The sequence below is a fragment of the Agromyces sp. Y782 genome, from assembly GCF_059445405.1.
This window is the reverse complement of record NZ_JCAIUG010000001.1, coordinates 1,057,386-1,078,524: the sequence shown is the minus strand read 5'-3', so window position 1 is coordinate 1,078,524 and position 21,139 is coordinate 1,057,386. Positions and strand designations below refer to the sequence as shown.

Here is a 21,139-nt window from a genome sequence, read left to right as displayed (position 1 = left end):
CGCCTTCGAAGAAGGCAGCACTCAGACGGCAACCGTCACCGTCAAGTAGTCGCCGCCTTCGAAGAAGGCAGCACTCAGACGGCAACCGTCACCGTCAAGTAGTCGCCGCCCTCGCGAGAGGAACGCAGCTTGACGTGACGAGCGTCACCTGAATACACGGATGCCCCGTGGCTCACGAGCCACGGGGCATCCGTCGTCTCGGAGAGGCGTCAGGAGCAGTGCCCGTTCGCGACCTTCGCGTCGACGTCGACGTACCGCGGCCGGTAGTTGTCGACCTCCTCGTAGAGGTCGTTCGTGTCGAAGCTGTTGACGTTGTAGGTGACCATGAGGGTGTGCCCGTTGCCGAGCTCGGGGTGGGCCTTCGCGTTGTAGGTGAAGACGTTTCCCGAGGTCTCAGGGGTGTGGTAGAGCTCGGTCTTGCCGGTGAACGGTCCCTCGAGGCTCGTGCTGCGGTACATCACGATGCTGGCGCTCAGCACCTCGGTCGCGTCGCCGGTGACGAGGGTGAACCGCCCTTGAAAGCGGCTCACGCTGAACTCGTTCGACACGCCCTCGAGGATGCGTTTGGATGCGGCGGGGTCGTTCGTCCAGCCGGTGTCGCCGAGGTACTCCCAGGTCTGGGTCGTCAGGCCGCTGGCGGGCACCCGCGCGAGGTGAGCGAACTTCTGCGCCTGGAGGTCTTCGACACCGTAGACGTAGGTGTAGCCGTCGTCGGGGTTCTCGTAGATCGCCAAACCCCACTGCACGCCGGCCGATGGCACGTCGTCGACCGCGACGAGCTGCATGCCGTCGAGGTCGAAGCTCGCGACGGCGCTGTTCGCGAACCGGAAGTCCCAGATGCCGTCGCCAGTGCGCTCGAACTCGAGCAGCATGACCTCCAGCTGATCGCCCGCGACGGTTGCGTCGCCGAACCAGTACCAGTTCTGCGTCTCCTCGCCGCCCTCGACGTGCACGAGGGAGGTGGGTGCCGCCTCGGTGCCGCCCGTGTACGTCGTCAGCTCGCCATCGTCGTCGACGATGATCGAGTTGTGCACGAACGTGGAGTCGAGCGGACGCCCGTGATCGTCGTCGACCTCGCCGAGGAAGGTGTCGGAGTAGATCCACGCGATGCTGCCATCGGGCAGCGGCACGCTGTACGCCGAGTCGGCGCCGGTCCATCGCCCGGCGGTGTCACCGTAGTCGCCGAAGCGGTCGCGCAGTTCCTCGTTCACGGAGGCTGAAATGCGGGCGCACCCGTTGGCGGCGGTCGCGGTGAGCGGCGCCGCGGTGGCGGCGAGCACGATGGCTCCCGCCGCGGCGATCAGCCCGAGCCGACCCGCGCGCGGGGTGGTTCGTCGAAGCATGGTGGGGCTCCCTCCCGGCGTCGTCGCCGGATCTGGGGATCGGCTGCAGAACAACCGAATCCGTGTTAACGTTACCAATAGCGGAGCGTAGCAGCTCTGGTCCGCTTCCTTCCGGCCGAGATTCGTGACCCCGATGAGCGTGCGCTCTCGGTGCCGCGCGGGCTTGCACTTTCGATTCGCACAGCACCACACCACGAACCGTTGTCTTGCGGCGACTGGGCCAAAGTTGATACTTTGGCGAAGCGGTTGGTAACGATACCGAACCAGGGAGTTCCAGTGAATTCACGACGAATGAGAATCGCGGTCGGAGCGACCGCACTGGCCGCATCCGCGATGCTGCTCACCGCATGCTCGGGCGGCGCGGCCGATACCGGCGAGACGACCGGCACGCTCGACTTCTACACCAACAAGGCTGCGTGGGAGCCCGACTTCGACGAGCTCAACGGGGCCAGCGAGGCATCCGTCGACATCTCGCTCAACACGACCGGCTACTCGGATGCCGACCAGTACGACGCCTTCATCAAGCAGTCGTTTCGCACCTCGAAGAGTCCCGGGCTCTTCACCTGGCAGACCGGCAGCTCGCTCACCGAGCTCGTCGACGAAGGCCTCATCGCCGAGACGACCGACATCTGGTCGAACGCGGTGGACGAGGGCTGGGTCACCGAAGACCTGCGCGAGACGTACACGGTCGACGGCAAGCAGTACTGCGTGCCGATGAATATCGCCTACTGGGTCATGTACTACAACACGAAGATCTTCGAGGAGCAAGGCATCGAGGTGCCGGCGACCTGGGAGGAACTCGACGCCGCGGCCGAGAAGCTGACCTCGGCCGGCATCACGCCGTACTACCAGACGTCGACGCTCTTCACCTTCCAGTGGTTCCAGCAGATGGTCGCGGGCACCGATCCCGAACTCTACGAGGGTCTCTCCACGGGCGAGGTCAAGTACACCGACCCCGAGATCGTCGACATCATGAACCTCTGGCTCGAGCAGCAGGAGGCCGGCTGGTTCAGCGATGCGGGCAGTACGGTCGACCCCGCCGTCGGGCTCAAGCAGGGCGACTACGCCATGATCAACTTCGGCTCGTTCTTCAACGGATCCCTCGACGGGGCCGGCATGGTCTCGGGCGAGGACTACGACATGTTCGTGATCCCGAAGACGAACCCCGACCTCGAGCGCACCCCGGTCGCGGTCGAATCCGGACCGCTCTGCGTGGCCGAGAACTCCTCGCAGAAGGCGCTCGGCCTCGCATACTCCGAATGGTGGATGTCGGATGAGGCGCAGACCGCATGGAGCGAGGCACGCGGTGATGTGGCCTTCAATCCGAAGGCGACGGTCGCCGACCCGATGCTCGATGAGCTCGGCACCACGGTCGCCAGCGACGACTACCTCGTCTACGACCGCTACTTCGAGGCAACGCCCACGCCGATCCTCACGGTCGCACTCGAGCAATTCGGCGCCTTCATCGCCAACCCCGGCGACCCGCTGCCGTTCCTCGAGATCATCCAGGCCGAGGCCGACACGTACTGGGCCGACCAGGAGTAACGGCGTATGGCGACGCGCACAGCGCCGTACCAGTGGTCCGCCCGGGGCTTCATCGCCCCGGGCGTGATCATCATCGCGGTCCTCCTCTACCTTCCTTTACTCTGGACGACGTTCCTCAGCTTCACCGAGTACAACGGCCTCGGCGATCCCGACCTGATCGGATTCGGCAATTTCGTCGAGATGTTCGAGGACCCGGGCTTCATCGGTTCGCTCGCGAACACCGTGTTGTGGGTGGTCGGCACCCTGCTCATCCCGGTCGGCATCGGCCTCGCGCTCGCCCTCCTCACCTGGAACCTGCCGGGCGGCGTTTGGCTGCGGGTGCCGTTCCTCATTCCGTACGCGCTCTCGGGCATCGGCGTCGGCCTCATCTGGTCGTTCATCCTCTCGAGCAACGGCGCGCTCGATCAGGCACTCGGCGCGTTTGGCATCACCGACACCCCGCGGTGGCTCGTCGACGCGCCACTCAACACCGTGGTCATGATCATCGCTGCGTCGTGGCAAGGCGTGGGTGTGAACGCGCTGCTCTTCACGATCGGCCTCAACTCGATTCCGAAGGAGCCGCTCGAGGCCGCCCGCGTCGACGGTGCGACCGGCGTGCGCCTGTTCGGCAGCATCCTCTGGCCGATGCTGCGCCCGCTCACCGCGGTCGTGGTGGGACTCTCGATCGTTGCGAGCCTGAAGACCTTCGACCTCGTGCTGGGCATGACGAAGGGCGGTCCAGGCCGTGCATCGGAGACCCTCGCGCTCACGATGTACAAGGAGACCTTCGTGAACAGCGACTACGGTCTCGGTTCGGCGATCGCCGTGTTCCTGACGATCGTCACGATGATCGCCGCCATCCTGTACCTGCGCGAGCAGCTCTCGAAGAAACACGAGTTCTAGCCATGTCGAGAATCCTCCGCACCACCGTGCTCATCGTCTTCGGCGTGATCTGGCTGCTGCCGGTCTACCTGCTGCTCGTCAACGCGGCGAAGTCGCCCCTCACGTTCACCACGACCGAGTCGTGGATTCCGACCGATTTCTCGCTCTTCGGCAACATCGCCGAGGCGCTGCAGCTCTCGGGCCTCGGCGATAGCGTGCTGAGCACCCTGCTCTACGCGCTCGTGTCGCCGGCGATCGCCGTGCTCGTGGGCGCCGCCGCAGGGTTCGCGATCGTCGCGCTGCGCTTGAAGCATGGGTTCGCCTGGTTCGTCGTGATCTTCGGCGGCACGGTGTTCCCGCTGCAGATGGTGCTGCTGCCGCTCTTCGACGGCTACTCGCGGGTCGGTCTGTTCGACACGCAGTTCGGCATGATCCTCGTCTACACCGCGATCTCGATTCCGTTCTCGGCGTTCGTGATGCGCAACTTCTTCACAGGCGTCGCGCACAACGTATTCGAGGCGGCCGTGCTCGACGGTGCGACGACGTGGCGGATCTTCACTCGCCTCTACCTGCCGATGGCCTCGAGCGCGCTCGTCGCGATCTTCATCCTGCAGGCCACCTTCGTCTGGAACGACCTGCTGCTCGGCTTGACGCTCAGCCAGTCCGACAACGTGCGGCCGATCGTCACGACTCTCGCGGGCATGCAGAGCACCTACGGCGGCGCCCAGTTGTCGACGGTGCTCGCGGCGGGCGTGCTCGTCTCGCTGCCGACGGTCGTGCTGTTCCTCTTGACCCAGAAGTTCTTCGCCCGCGGCCTCGCGCTCGGGCAGTACTAGGAGACCGGATGTCCCTCATTCCCAAGGTTGTCGACCTCGCGGCCGACCCCGTCACGCACCACTACGACGACATGATCGCGCCGTCGGGCTTGACGAACTTCCTCGGCACGGTGCGCGTCGATCACGATCTCACCGCGGTGAGCGCGACGACGTACCCGCCCGTGTCGCAGGGCCTTGCGAAGACGGCGGTGCTCTTCGTCGACGGGCGCATCTTCGAGTCGTACGGCGCCCCGGTCACGCACGAATGGCGCGCAGATCGGGTCGTGCGGCGGGCGAGCCTGCCGGGGCTCGAACTCGAGACCGTCACGGTGTGCGCGCCCGGGCAGACCGCGCTGGCGATCGACGTGCGCATCACGAACACGGGTACGTCGCACCGCTCGCTGGAGTTGATGCTCACGCTCGCCGCGCGGGTCACTCGCGCGGCCGACGCCTGGCTCGACGCCGAGACGCCGAGCGAGCGCAATGCGGTCGAGACGGATGTCTCGCGCCTCGTGTTCTCGAACGATGCGGGCGATGCGTGGAGCGTGCAGGGCGTCGACGCCGAGGCATCCGTGCGACGGAGCGGGGTCGCTGAGACGCTCGACGAGTACGAGGTCGGAATCGGCGGCACCGGGCGGGGCGGCGACGTGACGGTCGTGCTCGAACTCGCCCCAGGGGAGACTGGCCGGTTCGGGTACGTGCACGCGATCGCGACGACTCGGGAGGCCGCGCTCGCCGCGTTCGACGCGACGGCGGCCGACGTGCCGGGCGTCGTGGCGGCATCCGAGCAATTCTGGAACACGCAGCTCGAGGCGGCCTTCACGCCCGGCAACGTCGAATTCTCGGGCCACCTGCCAGTGCTCGAGACCTCGTCTGAGCCGCTGCGCAAGCTCTATTGGTGGGGCGTACTCGGGGTCATCTGGTTCCGTCGCGACTTCGCCGGCAACGTGCTCGGCCGCAGCTACGACACGCTCATGCCGAACTACTGGGCGACGACGACGTTCATCTGGGACTACAGCTTGAGCTCGATCACGCACGCGCTGCTCGACCCCGAGCCGATGAAGCGGCAGCTCAGCCATTGGATCACGAGCGACACGCACTCGCACTTCGGCACCTCATCGCTGACCGGCGGGCCCGTCGGGCGCTGGTACTCGGTGAACGACTACGCGATGACCCGGCTCGTCAACGACTACGTGCGCTACACCGGCGATGCCGGTTACCTCGACGAGACGCCGGGGGAGGGGCAGCCGGTCGTCGACCACTTGCGGTACTGGTCACTCGCCTGGCAGCAACTCCGCGGCGACTCGCCCCTCGCCGACTACGGCGAAATCGACAACCTGCTCGAGTGCGTGAGCTCGTATACGCACGAGGTCGCGAGCTTCAACGCGGCCAACGTGTGGAACCTGCGCACGACGGCGGTGATCCTCGAGGCGCGCGGCGACGCGACGGGCGCCGCCGAGCTGCTCGCCGAGGCGGACGCGCTCGTGGAATTCGTCGTCGACCTGTACTTGCCGGGGCAGGGCTTCTTCGCGGCGCAGCAGCCCGACGGCTCGAGGCTGCCGGTGCGCCACTGCTACGACTTCAACATCGTCGGCACGACAATCGCGGGCGACCTCGACGAGACCACCCGGCGCGAGATGGTCTCGTTCTTCGAACGCGAGTTGCAGACTCCGTCGTGGCTGCGGTCGCTCTCCCCGTGGGATGCCGATGCGAGCTACAGCGTGCGGCCCGACCACCAGTGGAACGGTGCCTACCCGGCGTGGCCCGCGGATGCCGCGCGGTCGCTCGTCGCCCTCGGCGAACCGCAGCGCGCCCTCGACTGGCTGCCGGGCCTCGCCCGCTCGACGAACCAGGGGCCGCCCGCGCAGGCGCACTTCCAAGAGGAGGCGCAGCCGACGATCAACGGCGGTGCACGCAAGGCACCGCCTCAGCTGCCGTACATCATCGACTGGGCCTGTTCCTCGGCGGGCGCCTACGTCGCGCTCGTCATCGAGTCGCTCTTCGGTATCGACCCGTCGATCGGCGGACTCGGGACGGTGAACGGATGCGTCGGAGCGCTCGACCCCGATGCGGTGCTGCGCGGGCTCAGGGTCGGCGACCGGCTCGTCGACGTGCACGCGAGCGGCGACGTGGTCGTGGTCGCCGGGGCCGCCGGCGCGACTCGTCCGCGATGAACGAGATGAACGAGATGAACGAGGGTCGCCTGCACGACGTCTCACTCGACGACGTCGAGATCCGCGGCGCCATCACGGTCGAGCGAACCGACGGCGGGCTGTTGCCCAGGCGGCTTCCGGCGTGGGCGCGGGAGCAGATTCCCGACCCATTCATGGTGCAGACCACGGCGGAGAGTGCGGGCATCCGCCTCGCGATCCGCACCGCGGCATCCGTGCTCGAACTCGATGTGCGCGCGACCCGCATGGCTGCCGACGAGACGGTCGCTCTGCCGCCGAGCCACTACGACGTGACTTCGGACGGCATGCTGGTGGCGCGGGCTTCGGCCGTGGCCGGTTCACGGTACGTGTTCTCGTTCGAGCGGCCGCTCGGATACGTCGTCGGCGGGCCGGCGGCGACGGTGCGCATCGAGCTCGCAGGCACAGCCGCCGGCGGCGCGGCCGAGCGCGAACTCGAACTCTGGCTGCCGTTCACCGACGAGGTGGAGGTGCTTGCGTTGCGAGCGGATGCCCAGGTCTCGCGACCCGTGCCCACTCGTCGGCTGCGCTGGCTGCACCACGGAAGCTCGATCAGCCACGGCTACCGCGCCGACACCACGACCGGTACGTGGCCGGTGGTCGCGGCATTGCGCACCGGGGTCGACCTCACGAGCGTGGCCTTCTCGGGCAACGCGATGCTCGACCCCTTCACGGCGCGCACCATGCGCGACGCTTCGGCCGACCTCATCAGCCTGAAGATCGGCATCAACCTCGTGAACGGCGACGTCATGCGCATGCGGGCGTTCCGCCCCGCGGTGCACGGCTTCCTCGACACGATCCGCGACGGGCATCTTGAGACCCCGATCGTGGTCATCTCGCCGATCTGGTGCGCACCGGTCGAACACGCAGCCGGGCCGACCATGCAGGATCCGACGAAGGCGTACGAATGGTCGATCGCGGGCGGCACCCTCGAGGAGGTCGCGCAAGGCAAGCTCTCGCTCGCCGCGATCCGCGCCGAACTTCAGGACATCGTCACGCGACGTGCTGGGACCGACCCGAACCTGCACTACTTCGACGGCCTCGAACTCTATGGCGAGGCGGATGCCGCCGAGATGCCGCTACCCGACAACCTGCACCCTGGGGCCGACTCCCAGCGCCACATCGGCGAGCGGTTCGCCGCACTCGTACTCGAGCCGTTCGCCGTTCGCGCGACGACAGGCTGATCCGGCGTCAGGGGGCGGCGCCGTCTCAGGAGCCGCCGTTCGCCCAAGGCGCCCCGACTTCGGCGAACGTCCGGCCTTCGGTCACGACGCGTTCGCTCAACTGCTCGAGGTCGTGCACGACGAGGTGCTCGCCGTCATCATCGACGCGGCGATCGAAGTGGCGGGCATCGATCGGCGTCGCCGGCGGCCCCGTGCGCACCGCCTCCAACACCCGCATGAATGCGCCCGTCGACACCGCCGGCACGAGCAGTGGTGTGCCGTCGACGACGTGGTCGAGGAGGTTCGCCAGCAGCCCGCGCCGCGCATACGCGGTCGTTGTCGGAATGGCGGCGCCCGGTCGCATGAGCTGCACGATGTCGAGGGTGTACCAGAGCACGAGCCGGCCACGGGTGCCCTCGACGATGATGCTCGGCTCACTTCGCCGGGACGCGGTGAGGCTGAGCGCACTCGCCAGCCGGCGGCCGCCGATGAGATCGACCACGAGCGACGAGGTGTCGTCGGATTCGATGTCGTTGGCCCGGTACAGGTCGAGCTCGACGTTCGCGACGTCGGCCTCGAAAAGAGCCCCGGCGACAGCGAGCCCCGTCGCGACGGCATGGGCGAGCGGGTTCGTCACGACACCGTCGACCACGGGAACACCGTCGAGCGTGCGCCGACCCGCCCACGGCGCCCGACGCCAGTAGTCGACGGACCGCACCCACGTGCCGAGCGCACCGAACCTCAACGGCTCGCCGATCGCCCCGCCCTCGACGAGCTCGCGCATCGCCGGCACCGCTTCGGAGGCGAGACTCTGGAAACCGAGCTGCACGGCCCGCTCCGAGGCATCCGCTGCCTCGAGAAGTCGGTGGAAGTCGTCGAGGGTCGGAGTGGGCGGCTTCTCGAGCAGCACGTGCGCACCGGAGCCGAGCGCCTCGAGCGCGAGCGGCAGGTGGGTGTGCATCGGGGTGGAGAGCACGACGATGTCGAGGTCGGCGTTCGCGATCATCTCGCTCGCGTCGGCGAAGACCGCGACGTCGGCGGCGCCTGCGGCGCCTGCGGCGCCTGCAGCGCCTGAGGCGCCTGCGGCGCCTGAGGGGCCCGCGTGCCCGAGCGTCGGCGGCCGGTGATCGGCGAGCGCCACGAGCCGGGCTCGACCGTCGATTTCGAGCGCGCGGGCCGCCGCCACATGGCTCGCTCCATGCCCGTGCACCCCCGCGATGCCGATGCGCGGCACGGTCACGCTCATGCGCGTGGCTCGGGGTTCGCGAGCGCCGGGCGCACGTCGATGCCTTCGACGACGGCATTGGCGTTCGCGCCGAGCACGGCGGCGAGCCGCTCGAGTTCGTCGGGGTCGGTGACGGCCCGGTCGATCAGCAGCGCGTCGAGCCCGAGTTCGAGCGTGCCGCCCTCGGGCACCTCGACGAGTGCGTCCCAGGCGACGGCCGGGCCGATGCCGAGGTACTCGCCCACCCTGGCGAACCACGGCAACGGAGCGCGTTCACCGGGCTGGGCGAGCAGCACGGTCACGCGCCGTTCGGCGTCGGCGACCGCGAGCCACGGCGAGGTCGAGCCGTGCGCGACCGCTTCACCGACGCCATCGCGCGTGATGACCGTGGCATCCCACTTGGGGAAACGCCAGAACACGCCGCCGTACCCGGCGCCCTCGCGGCCGTTCGTCGCGGGCGAGCCGAAGGTGAGCGCGCCGAAGTTCGCGGCGAGCGTGGTGCGCCAGCCGAGCGTCCAGGCCTCGCGCTCGCCGATGCGGAGGGCGCGACCCGTGAGGACGCGCACCTCGCTGAGCTGGGCGACGTCTCGTTCGTCGATCCACGTGAGGCGCTCGACGAGCGCGTCGCCGTCGACGGAGAGCTCGTCGCGCCGCTGCCGGCCCTGGTTCTCGAGCATGATCGACCCGACGTCCTGCACGTAGGTGCGCCCGCCCCAGTACGAGGTGCCGTTCACGTCGGGCAGGGCCACGCCGATGCCGAAGTGGTGCAGATGGTCGGTCGGGTGGCTGTCGGTGACCCGCACCCCGGCGAGCGTCTCGACCGGGTGCAGGAACGGCCGCGGCGAGAGCACCGAGTCGATGCTCGTGCCCTCTTCGTAGCGTGCGACGACCCGGTCGCCGACGCGCAGCACGGGGCGGCCCGGGGAGAGCCAGCCTGCAGCTTCGGGGGCGGGGCCGGTACTGCCACGTGCTTCGAGGATGGCGCGATAGGAGAGCGGATGCGTCGCCGGCGTGCCGGCCATGGCATCACGGAGTCGGCGCCACGACTGCGCACCGAGCTCGACTCGCGGCACCGACATGGTCGTGAGCGTCGGAGCCGCGAAGCGGGCGAGCGGGATGTCGTCGATGCCGGTGACCGAGATCTCGCCGGGTACGTCGACGCCGAGTTCGCGCAGCCGGGCGAGGAGCCCGAGGGCGACGAGGTCGTTGAACGCGATGACCGCGGTCGACCCCGAGGAGAGAACATGTTCGGCCGCGCGATAGCCGTCTTCGACCTGCGAGCCGCCGGCGACGTCGTGCACGTCGAGGCCGTCGTGCCGAGCGACGAGCTCGGCGAGACCTCGACGACGCAGCCCGTCGGAGTATGCCTGGGGCGGTCCTGAAAGGTAGGCGATGCGCGAATGGCCGAGCGCGACGAGATGCTCGCCGAGCGTGCGCACCGCGTGCTCGTAGTCGACCGAGAGCTCGGCGGCGGGATCGCTCGCCACCGGGCGGTTCACGACGACGATCGGCCCCGAACGGGCGAGGAGCGCTTCGAGCCGTTCGGCGGGCATGCGGGGCGAGACCAGCACGAGCGCGTCGCACCGCGATCGGGCCTCGATCGCGATCTCCTCCTCGTCGGCGACGCGCTCGGCGGTGTCGGCCACGAGCACCCGGTACCCATCGCGAGCGGCCTCGCGGCTGAGTCCCTTCAGCACACCCTGGAACATCGGGTTCTCGAGATCGGGCACGACGAGCGCCACCGTGTTGCTGCGGCCCCGCACGAGATTCCGCGCCATCTGACTCGGCGAGTAGTTGAGTTTCTCGACGGCGTCGCGCACCTTCGCAGAGATGGCCGGGTCGACCGTCTGGATCCGGTTCAGCACCCGTGAGACCGACGCCTGCGAGACGCCGGCGTACTCGGCGACCTGGGCGATCGTGACCTGCCGGGGCGGGTTCTGCACGTGGACCTCCATCGAGAATGAATGCTGATTCCGACGCTACGCCGGGGCGGGCGGAACGTCGCGCCGACTCGGCGTCGGCGGAAGTTGAGCGGCTGCCACGCAGGCAATCGTGGCAGCCGCTCGGAGACGGGCCGGGAGGACCGTCGTTCGGGGTGGATCAGATGGCGGCGTCGTCGAGGGCCTGCTGCAGCTCCTCGATGAAGCTCGCAGCGGCCTCTTCGGGAGTCAGCTCGCCGAAGAGCACCAACTGGGTGTGCTGATCGATGATCGTCTCGATCATGCCGCCGCCCGGCGGGGTTGCCGGAGGTGCGTCGCCGACCTCGGGAGCGAGGTCGTCGAGGAATCCGACGACCGTCTGGTTGACCTCGTCGAGCTTCGGGGTGATGTACTCGCGGATCGCCTCGTTCGCCGGCACTCCGCGCTCGGCGAGCAGCAGATCGGCCGCATCCTCGCTGTTGGCGAGGTAGTCGAGGAAGAGTGCGACCTCTGCGGGGTGCTCGGTCTTCGCCGACGCCGACCAGAACATGGAGGGCTTGTAGTACGGCCAGCCCTCAGGGGCATCCGACGTCGACGGCACGCGAAGTGCGACGAGGTCTTGGCCGCTCGCGTCTCGCAGCGCCTGCACCTGGTTCGACCACCACGGGCCGAACGCCGACTGGTTCGTCGCGGTGAACGACTCGGCGAGTCCGCCCGATTCGCGCTCGATCGTGGCTGCCGGGTCGGGGGTCGCGCCGGCCTCGGTGGCGTCGAGCAGAAGCTGCCACCACGAAGCGAGGTCTTCCTCGGTCGCGGCGACCTCACCGTCGGTCGAGTAGAGCGAGCCGCCCTGTTGACGCAGCCAGTTGTTCAGGCCACCGTCTTCGAAGCCCCACGACTGCGAGCCGACGACGGTGCCGCCGCTCGCGGTCGAGACTTCTTCCGCTATCTCGAGGAAGTCGTCCCACGTCCACGTCTTGTCGTCGGGCAGGTCGATGCCGTACTGGTCGAGCAGATCGGCGTTGGCCATGATCGTGTACGAGTTGATGCCGACGGGAATGCCGTACTGAGTGCCGTCGAGCGCGCCGGTGCCGAGCACCGCTTCGGGGAACTCGCCGGTGTCGAGGTTCGTCGCGAGCGTGCCGAGGTCGAGCAGCACGCCGTTCGCGGCGTAGGTCGAGAGCTGCTTCTCGTCCATCTGGATCAGGTCGGGGGTGTCTCCCGCCGCAACCGTGGTCGAGAGCTTGTCCCAGTACCCCGCCCAGTCGGTGTACTGGGGCTCGATGGTGATGTTCGGGTTCTCCTCCTCGAAGGCCGCGATGAGCTCCTCCGTGATGGCGTGGCGGGTGTCGTTGCCCCACCAGGTGAACGAGAGCGTGACGGGCTCGTCGGAGAGCTCGAGCGTCTCAGGGGCCGCGGCCTCGCCGCCGCTTGCGCAGGCCGTGAGCGCGAGCATCGTCGCTGCGCCCAGGGCCGAGGCGACGCCGAGACGGCGTCGGAGTGTGCCTCGCATGGTGTTTCCTTCCTGCTGATGAAGTGGTGCTCGGGGTGGAACGGGTCGGGGACCGCAAGGTGCGCTCCCGGGACCGGCGGGGGCCGGTCACTTTCCTCCGGTGGTCGCGATGCCCTTGAGCAGGAATCGCTGGCCGAAGAGGAAGATGAGGAAGATGGGGATGAGCGAGACGACGCTCATTGCGAACATCTCTCCGTAGTCGGTGGCGCTCTGCGCGTCTTGGAACGCGTTCAGCGCCAGCGGCACCGTGTAGAGGTCGGGCTTCGTGAGGTAGATCAGCTGGCTGAAGAAGTCGTTCCACGTCCAGATGAAGGTGAAGATCGCCGTGGTCGCGAGCGCTGGCACCATGAGCGGCAGGATCACCTGCAGGAAGATGCGCGGATGCCCCGCACCGTCGATGCGGGCCGCCTCGTCGAGTTCGCGCGGGATGCCGCGGATGAACTGCACCATCAGGAAGATGAAGAACGCGTCGGTCGCGAGCAGCTTCGGCACGATCAGCGGCAGGAAGGTGTTCACCCAGCCGAGCGAGGAGAACATGACGTACTGCGGCACGATGATGACGTGGATCGGCAGCATGATGCTGAGCAGCATGATCGCGAACCAGAAGCGCTTGCCCGTGAACTCGAGCCTGGCGAACGCGTAGGCGGCGAGCGAGCACGACACGAGGTTGCCGACGATGCAGCCGAGCACGACGAGGCCCGAGTTCAGCAGGTAGACGTTGAACGGGTACGAGAGGGCGTTCCAGCCGTCGACGTAGTTCGCGACTTCGAAGCTGTCGAGCACGATGCCGGGTTCGCGGAAGATGAGCTCGTTCGGGCGCAACGAGCTGACGACCATCCAGATCACCGGGTACAGCATCAGCGCTGCGCTCACGATGAGGATGGCGTGCCGAATCAGGCTCGAGACGGGCTTTCGAAGCGGATGCCGCGTGCGGCGTGCGTTGCGGACCTGATCGTCGCCTGCTCCGGTCACGACCGACTCGGTGAGGGGCTCGCGGGTCACGGGGTCGTCAATCCTGGTCATCGTAGAACACCCAATACTTGGAGGCCCAGAAGTTCAGGGCGGTGAATGCGGCGATGATCACGAGCAGGAGCCAGGCCATCGCCGAGGCGTAGCCCATGTCGAGGTTCGCGAAGCCGCGTTGATACAGGTAGAGCGTGTAGAAGAGCGTCGAGTCGACCGGGCCGCCGGTGCCGCCCGAGACGATGAACGCCTGGGTGAACGACTGGAACGCGCCGATGATCTGCAGGATCAGGTTGAAGAAGATGATCGGCGTGAGCATCGGCAACGTGATGCGCCAGAACTGCTGCCACTTCGTGGCCCCGTCGACGGAGGCCGCCTCGTAGTACATCGCCGGGATCTGACGGAGCCCCGCGAGGAAGATCACCATGGGCGAGCCGAAGGTCCAGACGTTCAAAATCATGAGGGTGCCGAGCGCCGTATCGGGGTTGGAGATCCAGCCCTGCCCCTCGATGCCGAAGAAGCCGAGCACCTGGTTGATGAGCCCGTCGACGCCGAACAGCTGGCGCCACAGCATCGCGATCGCCACGCTCGCGCCGAGCAGCGACGGCAGGTAGAACGCGGAGCGGTAGAACGCGAGGCCCCGCAAGCCCCGGTCGAGGGCGATGGCGAGCACGAGGGCGAGACCGAGCTGCAGGGGCACCGAGATGAAGACGTACTGGAAGGTGACCCAGAGCGAGGTGTGGAGTCGTTCGTCTTCGAGCATGCGGGCGAAGTTGTCGAGACCGTTGAACTTCGGCGGGCTCAACAGGTTGTAGCGGGTGAACGAGAGCACGAGCGAGGCGACCATCGGCCCGACCGTGACGAGGGCGAGCCCGAGGAACCAGGGTGCGAGGAACAGGTACGCGGCGCGATTCTGCTTGCGTTGGGGTGCTGCGGCGCCCCCTTTGATGCGGCGCAGCTCGCCGAGGGCGCTCATCGCGGGCCTCGCCGGCGCCGCTGCGAGCGGGCCGCTCTTGCTGTGGGTGGTGCCACGTCGGTCTCCAGTCATCGTCGTTGATCACCGTCTGAGAAAGCGCTATCTCAGGTGCTGGAGACGTTTCTACCCCATGAGTTCAGCACCCCGCAAGCGTTTTCCGAGAATCTGTGCCGAAATCGCCCAATTGTTGAGAAAGGGCTTTCTCACCAATTTATATAGACCGGCTATGTATACTCGAGCTATGACGCAGCCCGACCTCCCTACGGTCATCGGAGATCTCGTCTCCGTGAACCACCGGCTCACCCGCCTCGCCGCGACCGTCACCGGCAGCACCGAATCACCCGCCGTCTGGCGCACCCTCAGCGTGCTCCGCGATCTCGGTCCGATGCGGCTGGGCGAACTCGCCCGAGTCAGCCGGGTCAGCCAGCCCACCATGACGAAGCTCGTGCACACCCTCGACGAGCGCGGCTGGATCCGCCGCATCGCCGACACGAGCGACGCCCGCGCCTGGCTCATCTCGGCCGATCCGCACGGCCTCGCTGCCCTCGACGCGTGGCGCGGTGCATTGGTCGACGCGCTCGCACCCACCTTCGCCGACCTCGACCCGGGCGAAGTCGACACGCTCGCCGCCGCCGTCGAGATCGTGCGCACGCGACTCGAGCGCGCGCGCGATGCCGCGAGCACCGGGGTCGTCGCGTGAGCGTCGACACCAGTGCCGTGCCCGTTCAGGCAGGCCACGAGGCATCCGCACCGTCGATGGCCACCGGGTACGGGGCATCCGGAGCCTCGATTCTGAAGCAGCCCAGGGCAGTCTGGGCCGTCGCGTTCGCCTGCGTCGTCGCGTTCATGGGCATCGGCCTCGTCGATCCGATCCTTCCCGCGATCGCCGCCGACCTGCAGGCGGCAGCAGCTCGGCGATCATCCTCTACGAGGCGGCCCTCGGCCTCGGCCTCGCGATCGGGCCGCTCGTCGGCGGAGTTCTCGGCTCGTGGAGCTGGCGCGGCCCGTTCTTCGGCACCGCGGCGCTCATGGCGGTCGGGTTCGTCGCGATCATCACGCTGCTGCGCACGAACGGGGTCGACAAGCCGGCCCCGACGAAGCTCTCGGCACCGTTCCGCGCGCTCGCCCGTCCCGCGCTCGGAATCCTCGCGGCTGTGGCCCTGTTCTACAACATCGGCTTCTTCGTGCTGCTCGCCTACACGCCGTTCGCACTCGTGCCGCTCGGCATCGACAGCGCCATCGCCCTCGGTTTCGTGTTCTTCGGATGGGGGCTCGCGGTCGCCGTGACCTCGGTCTGGGTCGCGCCGCTGCTCACTGCGCGCATGCGCCGTACCCGGGTGCTCTGGCTCGTGCTGCCGCTGCTCGCGCTCGATCTCGTCGCCCTCGCGATCTTCATCGACTCCGTCGTCGGGGTCGTGGTGTGCGTCGTGATCGGCGGACTCCTGCTCGGCGTGCTGAACACCGTGCTCACCGAATGCGTGATGGATGCGACCGACTTGCCCCGCTCGGTCGCGTCGAGCGCCTACTCGGGCGTGCGCTTCCTCGGCGGCGCGGTCGCCCCGCCCGCCGCAACCCTGCTCGCCGACACGGTGTCGCCGTCGAGCCCGTTCGTCGCGGGCGCGATCGCGGTGCTCATCGCCGCGGCGATCGTCGTGATCGGCCGCTCGAAGCTCGCGGCCGCCGACGGTGTCGCCGAGACTCCGACGGGCGAGGCGGAGGCGATCGGCCTCGGCGACGCCGCCTGAGCTGCGCGGCTGCGCGGCTGCGTCGGCTCAGCGCGGGGCCGCTGTCGAGCTCGCCCGCACGACGAGTCGGGTCGGCATCGGAGCACCGGAATCGGGTAGCGGGTCGGCCACGGTGCTGTCGCCGAGCAGCCGGAGCACGACGTCGACGACCGATCGGCCCTGCTCGCCGGGGTGCTGCTCGATGGTCGTCAGGTCGAACATCTCGGCGTACTCGTGCCCGTCGACGCCGACGATCGAGAGATCTCGAGGCACATCGATGCCGAGTCGTTCGGCGGCGCGCATGGCACCGAAGGCCACCTCGTCGGATGCCGCGAAGAGCGCTGTCGGGCGACGCCCGGGATGTCCGAGCAACTGCAGGGCGGCGCGGTAGCCGCCCGGCATGCTCATCTCGGTCTCGACGACATCGCCCGCCGACGGCGTCAGGCCCGCAGCGGTCATCGCCTCGAGGTATCCGTGCCGCCGAAGGCCCTGCACGCTCGAAGGGCGATCGATGGAGCCGCTACCGGCCAGGTGTGCGATGCGGGTGTGTCCCAGGTGCAGCAGGTGCTCGGTGGCGAGCATGCCGACTGCGCGGTCGTCGACCGAGAGTCGCGCCGCCGCTCCGCCAGTGCCGCCGAGGCAGGCCAGGGGCTTCTCGCGCCGGTCGAGCGACGACGCCTCGCGCTCGTCGAGGTCGACCCCCACGGCGATCACGGCATCGACCCGTTTGCGGGCGAGGAAGAAGTCGAAGACGCGATCGCGCTCGGGACCGGTGGCGGCGACGTTGTAGAGGGTGAGGTCATAGCCGGCGGCGAGCAGCGCGCGCTCGATGCCCTCGAGCACCTCGCCGAAGAACCACCGGTTGACGAACGGGATGACGACGCCGACGTTCTTCGTGCGCCCGGTGACGAGGCTGGCCGCGTCGGGAGAGACGATGTATCCGATCTTGCCCGCGGCCGCCTCGACGCGACGACGAGTGTCGTCGGCCACGTAGCCGCGGCCGCTGAGGGCCCGTGACGCCGTCGCCTTGGAGACGCCGGCGAGGCGCGCCACGTCGCCGATCACTGGCATCCGTGCCTCCCCTCCTCGGGCTGCTCCGCTGCAGAGTGTACTGCTCGAAGGAGCGAATGTGGAACCGTTTCCCGATAGCGCCGACACCGGTGAACGAACGTCGCGGGGCGCGTTGGGAGCGCTCTCTTCCAGTTTCGACGGCGTTCGGTCGTCAGTAGCCGAACCGTGACCTTCGATGACTTGTGAGGAGGGCGGCGGGTGACCTAGCGTGGAGGCTGGAACCGGTTCCCGGCTTCCCCTGCACCACACTCACTCAACGAGGAGATGACATGAGAATCAGACGGCATCGCCGTTGGATGGCCCCCGTGGTGGCGGCCGCAGCGGTCGGCCTCGCCCTGACGGGCTGTACTGGTGACATCGCGGACGAGGGTTCCGCCGACGTCGATTGCGGCCCTTACGAGGCGTACGGCACGTTCGAAGATGCCACGGTCACGGTCGCCGGTACGATCCTCGACCTCGAGGCGGATCGCCTCAATGAGTCGTGGGCCGACTTCGAGTCCTGCACGGGTATCGAGGTCGATTACCAGGGCTCCAGCGAGTTCGAGGCGCAGATCGCCGTGCTCGCCGAGGGCGGCAACGCCCCCGACGTGGGCATCGTTCCCCAGCCGGGCCTGCTCGCGCGTCTCGCTGCCGGTGGTTGGCTGATCCCGGCATCCCAGACCGTCGAAGACAACGTCGACGAATGGTGGTCCGAAGACTGGAAGCAGTACGGCAGCTTTGAAGACACCTTCTACGCCGCACCGCTCATGGCCAGCATCAAGGGCTACGTCTGGTACTCGCCGGCCGAGTTCGAGGAGAAGGGGTACGAGATCCCCAAGACCCTCGACGAGCTGACCGATCTCTCCGAGACGATCGCGGCTGAGGGCGACCACAAGCCGTGGTGCGTCGGCCTCGAGTCGGGCGACGCCACCGGCTGGCCGGGCACCGACTGGATCGAGGACTACATGCTGCGCCTGCACGGCGCCGACGTGTACGACCAGTGGGTCACGCACGGCATCCCGTTCAACGACCCGCAGGTCGCTGAGGCGTTCGACGCGGTCGGGGCGTACCTGAAGAACGAAGACATGGTCAACGGCGGCATCGGCAACGTGTCGACACAGGTCAGCGAAGCGTTCCAGACCGCCGGACTGCCGATCCTCGACGGGGAGTGCTCGCTGCACCACCAGGCGTCGTTCTACGAGACCTTCTGGAACCCCGAGGGAGGCGACGACGTGACGGTCGCGTCCGACGGCGACGTGTTCGCGTTCCTGCTTCCGCCGGTCAACGCCGACGACCCGCAAGCGGTCACCGGCGGCGGCGAGTTCCCGGTGGCGTTCCGCGACGCCGAAGAGGTCGAGGCGTTCCGCACGTACCTCTCGAGCGACACTTGGGCCAACAACCGGGTGAGTCTCGGCGGCGTGATCAGCGCGAACAAGGGGCTCGACCCCCAGGTCGCGTCGAGCGAGCTGCTGACGCAGTCGATCGAGATCCTCCAAGATCCCGAGACGACGTTCCGATTCGACGGTTCCGACCTGATGCCCGGCGCCGTGGGTGCCGACTCCTTCTGGAAGGGCATCGTCGCATGGGTCACGGGTGAAGACACCGTACAGGTGCTCGACACCATCGAGTCGAGCTGGCCCGCGAGCTAGCTGGCGCAACTCACGCCGATACCGGCATGATCGAGGGGCGGGGCTTTCAACCCCGCCCCTCGTCACCCGACTTCACGAACGACTCCGATTTCAACGAAGAACATGGGAGGCACCATGACCACGGCCGATCTGCTCGGCAAGCTCCTCCAGGTGGTGATGGGTCTCGCAATATTCGCCGCGGTGGTCGGTCTCCTCATCTTCTTCATCGACAAGGCCCCGAAGAAGGGCCGCGACTACTGGCAGCTCGTGTTGTTCCTGCTGCCGGCGATGCTCTTCATCGTGGTCGGGCTGGTGTATCCGGCGATCCGCACGAGCCTCTTGGCGTTCCAGGATTCGAGCGGCGACTGGACCTTCGACAACTTCGTCTGGACCTTCACGCAGCCCGCGGCCATCCGCACGCTGATCAATACGATCATCTGGGTGGCGCTCGTGCCGACGATCTCGACGGCCGTCGGCCTCGCGTACGCCGTATTCATCGACAAATCGCGGGGTGAGCGCTATTACAAGGTCATCCTGTTCATGCCGATCGCGATCTCCTTCGTCGGCGCGGGGGTCATCTGGCGCTTCGTCTACGAATACCGCGGGGGCGATCGTGAGCAGATCGGCCTGCTGAATGCGATCGTGACCGCCTTCGGTGGCGAACCGGTGCAGTGGTTGCAGTCCGACCCGATCAACACGATCCTGCTGATCGTCGTCATGATCTGGATCCAGACCGGGTTCGCCATGGTGCTCCTCAGCGCGGCTATCAAGGGCGTTCCGACCGAGCAGATCGAGGCGGCACAACTCGACGGCACGAACGGCTGGCAGCGTTTCTTGAACGTGACGGTGCCGGGCATCCGGGGCGCGCTCGTCGTGGTGCTCACGACGATCTCGATCGCCACGCTGAAGGTCTTCGACATCGTCCGCACGATGACCGCCGGAAACTTCAACACGAGCGTCATCGCGAACGAGATGTACACCCAGGCGTTCCGCGCGAGTGAAGTGGGTCGAGGTTCGGCGCTCGCGCTGATCCTGTTCGTGCTGGTGCTCCCGATCGTCATCTACAACGTCAATGTGCTTCGCAAGCAGAGGGAGATCCGATGAGCAGCGTCGCCCCCGCCGACCTCCCGACCGGCCAGAAGCTCGGCTCGATCGAGTCCGCGGAGGTGGCGGAGTACGGCACCAAGACCGCACGGGTCAAGAAGCGATTGACCTCCCGTACGGCGACGATCATCGCGCTCATCATCGCGGTGGTCTGGACGATCCCGACGTTCGGGCTGCTCGTCTCGTCGTTCCGGCCGGCTGAACTCATTCGCACCACCGGCTGGTGGACGATCTTCCAGAACCCGGGCTTCACGCTCGACAACTACGCCGACGTGCTCCTCTCGACGTCATCGTCGTCTCCGCAGCTCGGCGCGTACATCGTCAACTCGGTCGCGATCGCGCTGCTCGCCACGTTGATTCCGCTCGTGTTCGCATCGATGGCGGCGTATGCCTTCGCCTGGATCAGGTTCAAGTGGGTGAACTGGCTCTTCATCTTCGTGTTCGCGCTGCAGATCATCCCGCTGCAGATGGCGCTCGTGCCGCTGCTGCAGATCTTCTCGACCTGGCTTCGTCCGATGCAGGCGTGGCTGCACGACGTCGTGCCGATCATCCCCGAGCAGAACTACCTGCCGTTGTGGCTGGCGCACTCGATGTTCGCCCTGCCGCTCGCGATCTTCCTGCTGCACAACTTCATCTCCGAGATCCCGTCCGACGTCATCGAGGCGGCGCGGGTCGACGGCGCGACCCACGGGCAGATCTTCTTCCGCATCGTGCTGCCGCTCGCGACCCCGGCGCTCGCGTCGTTCGCGATCTTCCAGTTCATCTGGGTGTGGAACGACCTGCTCGTCGCCCTGATCTTCTCGGGCGGCACGCAAGACGTCGCACCACTCACCCAGCGATTGGCGGAGATGGTCGGCACGAGAGGTCAAGACTGGCAGCGGCTGACGGCCGCCGCGTTCATCTCGATCATCATCCCGCTTGGTGTGTTCTTCGGCCTGCAGCGTTACTTCGTGCGCGGCCTCCTGGCCGGCTCCACGAAGGGGTAGGCCCAGCGACGTCGCAGACGGGCAGGGGGCGACGGATGCCGCGGGCGGAGGCTCGCGGCATCCGTCGTGCCGACCGGCCTTCGCATCGCTCATGCTCCTCTGCTCCTCTGCTGCTCCTCTGTTCCTCTGTTCCTC

Annotated in this window: 17 protein-coding genes and 1 pseudogene; 10 read left to right on the top strand and 8 right to left on the bottom strand. The window is 67.6% G+C overall.

The window, feature by feature from the left end; genetic code table 11:
- Positions 1 to 209: 209 nt before the first annotated feature.
- Positions 210 to 1,343 carry a DUF5005 domain-containing protein gene (locus AC1C2S_RS05000; RefSeq protein ID WP_495351431.1) on the bottom strand — a complete coding sequence of 378 codons (1,134 nt, stop codon included), beginning with the start codon at positions 1,341 to 1,343 and terminating at the stop codon, positions 210 to 212.
- A 291-nt stretch (positions 1,344 to 1,634) separates the two neighbouring features.
- On the opposite strand from AC1C2S_RS05000, the gene AC1C2S_RS04995 reads away from it, so the two are divergent.
- Genes AC1C2S_RS04995 through AC1C2S_RS04975 form a run of 5 tightly spaced genes read left to right on the top strand, consistent with a single transcriptional unit; the run spans position 1,635 to position 7,937 of the window.
- Positions 1,635 to 2,888 (top strand): ABC transporter substrate-binding protein, encoded by a 1,254-nt coding sequence (locus AC1C2S_RS04995; protein WP_495351430.1) that lies wholly within the window; start codon positions 1,635 to 1,637, stop codon positions 2,886 to 2,888.
- A 6-nt stretch (positions 2,889 to 2,894) separates the two neighbouring features.
- Complete coding sequence (locus AC1C2S_RS04990) at positions 2,895 to 3,770, top strand: carbohydrate ABC transporter permease (protein ID WP_495351429.1); 876 nt, start codon at positions 2,895 to 2,897, stop codon at positions 3,768 to 3,770.
- A gap of 2 nt (positions 3,771 to 3,772) precedes the next feature.
- On the top strand, positions 3,773 to 4,585 hold the full coding sequence (locus tag AC1C2S_RS04985; RefSeq protein WP_495351428.1) for a carbohydrate ABC transporter permease: 813 nt from the start codon (positions 3,773 to 3,775) through the stop codon (positions 4,583 to 4,585).
- An 8-nt stretch (positions 4,586 to 4,593) separates the two neighbouring features.
- The gene (locus tag AC1C2S_RS04980) at positions 4,594 to 6,738 is read left to right on the top strand and encodes a glucosidase family protein (RefSeq protein WP_495351427.1); all 2,145 of its coding nucleotides are present in this window, start codon (positions 4,594 to 4,596) and stop codon (positions 6,736 to 6,738) included.
- Entirely contained in the window at positions 6,735 to 7,937 is a 1,203-nt protein-coding gene (locus tag AC1C2S_RS04975; RefSeq protein ID WP_495351426.1) for an SGNH/GDSL hydrolase family protein, read from the top strand. The genes AC1C2S_RS04980 and AC1C2S_RS04975 overlap by 4 nt, the downstream gene beginning before the upstream one ends.
- Before the next feature lie 25 nt (positions 7,938 to 7,962).
- Here the strand turns inward: AC1C2S_RS04975 and AC1C2S_RS04970 are convergent, their stop codons facing one another.
- The 5 genes from AC1C2S_RS04970 to AC1C2S_RS04950 form a co-directional block, all read right to left on the bottom strand.
- Positions 7,963 to 9,162: a Gfo/Idh/MocA family protein gene (locus AC1C2S_RS04970; protein ID WP_495351425.1), complete on the bottom strand. Its 1,200-nt coding sequence runs from the start codon at positions 9,160 to 9,162 to the stop codon at positions 7,963 to 7,965.
- On the bottom strand, positions 9,159 to 11,084 hold the full coding sequence (locus AC1C2S_RS04965; protein ID WP_495351424.1) for a DUF6807 family protein: 1,926 nt from the start codon (positions 11,082 to 11,084) through the stop codon (positions 9,159 to 9,161). The genes AC1C2S_RS04970 and AC1C2S_RS04965 overlap by 4 nt, the downstream gene beginning before the upstream one ends.
- A gap of 157 nt (positions 11,085 to 11,241) precedes the next feature.
- On the bottom strand, positions 11,242 to 12,573 hold the full coding sequence (locus tag AC1C2S_RS04960) for an ABC transporter substrate-binding protein (protein WP_495351423.1): 1,332 nt from the start codon (positions 12,571 to 12,573) through the stop codon (positions 11,242 to 11,244).
- Positions 12,574 to 12,660: 87 nt separating this feature from the next.
- Positions 12,661 to 13,431, bottom strand: a complete 771-nt coding sequence (locus AC1C2S_RS04955) for a carbohydrate ABC transporter permease (protein ID WP_495353196.1) — start codon at positions 13,429 to 13,431, stop codon at positions 12,661 to 12,663.
- A 151-nt stretch (positions 13,432 to 13,582) separates the two neighbouring features.
- Entirely contained in the window at positions 13,583 to 14,512 is a 930-nt protein-coding gene (locus tag AC1C2S_RS04950; protein WP_495353195.1) for a carbohydrate ABC transporter permease, read from the bottom strand.
- A gap of 241 nt (positions 14,513 to 14,753) precedes the next feature.
- Between AC1C2S_RS04950 and AC1C2S_RS04945 the strand changes: the two genes are divergently transcribed.
- Positions 14,754 to 15,212 carry a MarR family winged helix-turn-helix transcriptional regulator gene (locus AC1C2S_RS04945; protein ID WP_495351422.1) on the top strand — a complete coding sequence of 153 codons (459 nt, stop codon included), beginning with the start codon at positions 14,754 to 14,756 and terminating at the stop codon, positions 15,210 to 15,212.
- Positions 15,213 to 15,237: 25 nt separating this feature from the next.
- Here AC1C2S_RS04945 and AC1C2S_RS04940 read toward each other — a convergent pair whose 3' ends face one another.
- Positions 15,238 to 15,360: a hypothetical protein gene (locus AC1C2S_RS04940; RefSeq protein WP_495353259.1), complete on the bottom strand. Its 123-nt coding sequence runs from the start codon at positions 15,358 to 15,360 to the stop codon at positions 15,238 to 15,240.
- Between AC1C2S_RS04940 and AC1C2S_RS04935 the strand changes: the two are divergent.
- Positions 15,302 to 16,257 (top strand): annotated as a pseudogene (locus AC1C2S_RS04935) (MFS transporter). The gene AC1C2S_RS04940 and the pseudogene AC1C2S_RS04935 overlap by 59 nt on opposite strands.
- A gap of 27 nt (positions 16,258 to 16,284) precedes the next feature.
- Here AC1C2S_RS04935 and AC1C2S_RS04930 read toward each other — a convergent pair.
- Entirely contained in the window at positions 16,285 to 17,307 is a 1,023-nt protein-coding gene (locus AC1C2S_RS04930) for a LacI family DNA-binding transcriptional regulator (protein WP_495351421.1), read from the bottom strand.
- A gap of 269 nt (positions 17,308 to 17,576) precedes the next feature.
- Here AC1C2S_RS04930 and AC1C2S_RS04925 point away from each other — a divergent pair, with 269 nt between their 5' ends.
- The 3 genes from AC1C2S_RS04925 to AC1C2S_RS04915 all read left to right on the top strand — a co-directional run bounded on the left by AC1C2S_RS04925 (position 17,577) and on the right by AC1C2S_RS04915 (position 21,004).
- On the top strand, positions 17,577 to 18,935 hold the full coding sequence (locus AC1C2S_RS04925) for an ABC transporter substrate-binding protein (RefSeq protein ID WP_495351420.1): 1,359 nt from the start codon (positions 17,577 to 17,579) through the stop codon (positions 18,933 to 18,935).
- 114 nt (positions 18,936 to 19,049) lie between these two features.
- Positions 19,050 to 20,018 carry a carbohydrate ABC transporter permease gene (locus AC1C2S_RS04920; protein ID WP_495351419.1) on the top strand — a complete coding sequence of 323 codons (969 nt, stop codon included), beginning with the start codon at positions 19,050 to 19,052 and terminating at the stop codon, positions 20,016 to 20,018.
- Positions 20,015 to 21,004, top strand: a complete 990-nt coding sequence (locus AC1C2S_RS04915) for a carbohydrate ABC transporter permease (protein WP_495351418.1) — start codon at positions 20,015 to 20,017, stop codon at positions 21,002 to 21,004. The genes AC1C2S_RS04920 and AC1C2S_RS04915 overlap by 4 nt, the downstream gene beginning before the upstream one ends.
- The last annotated feature ends 135 nt before the right edge of the window (positions 21,005 to 21,139 follow it).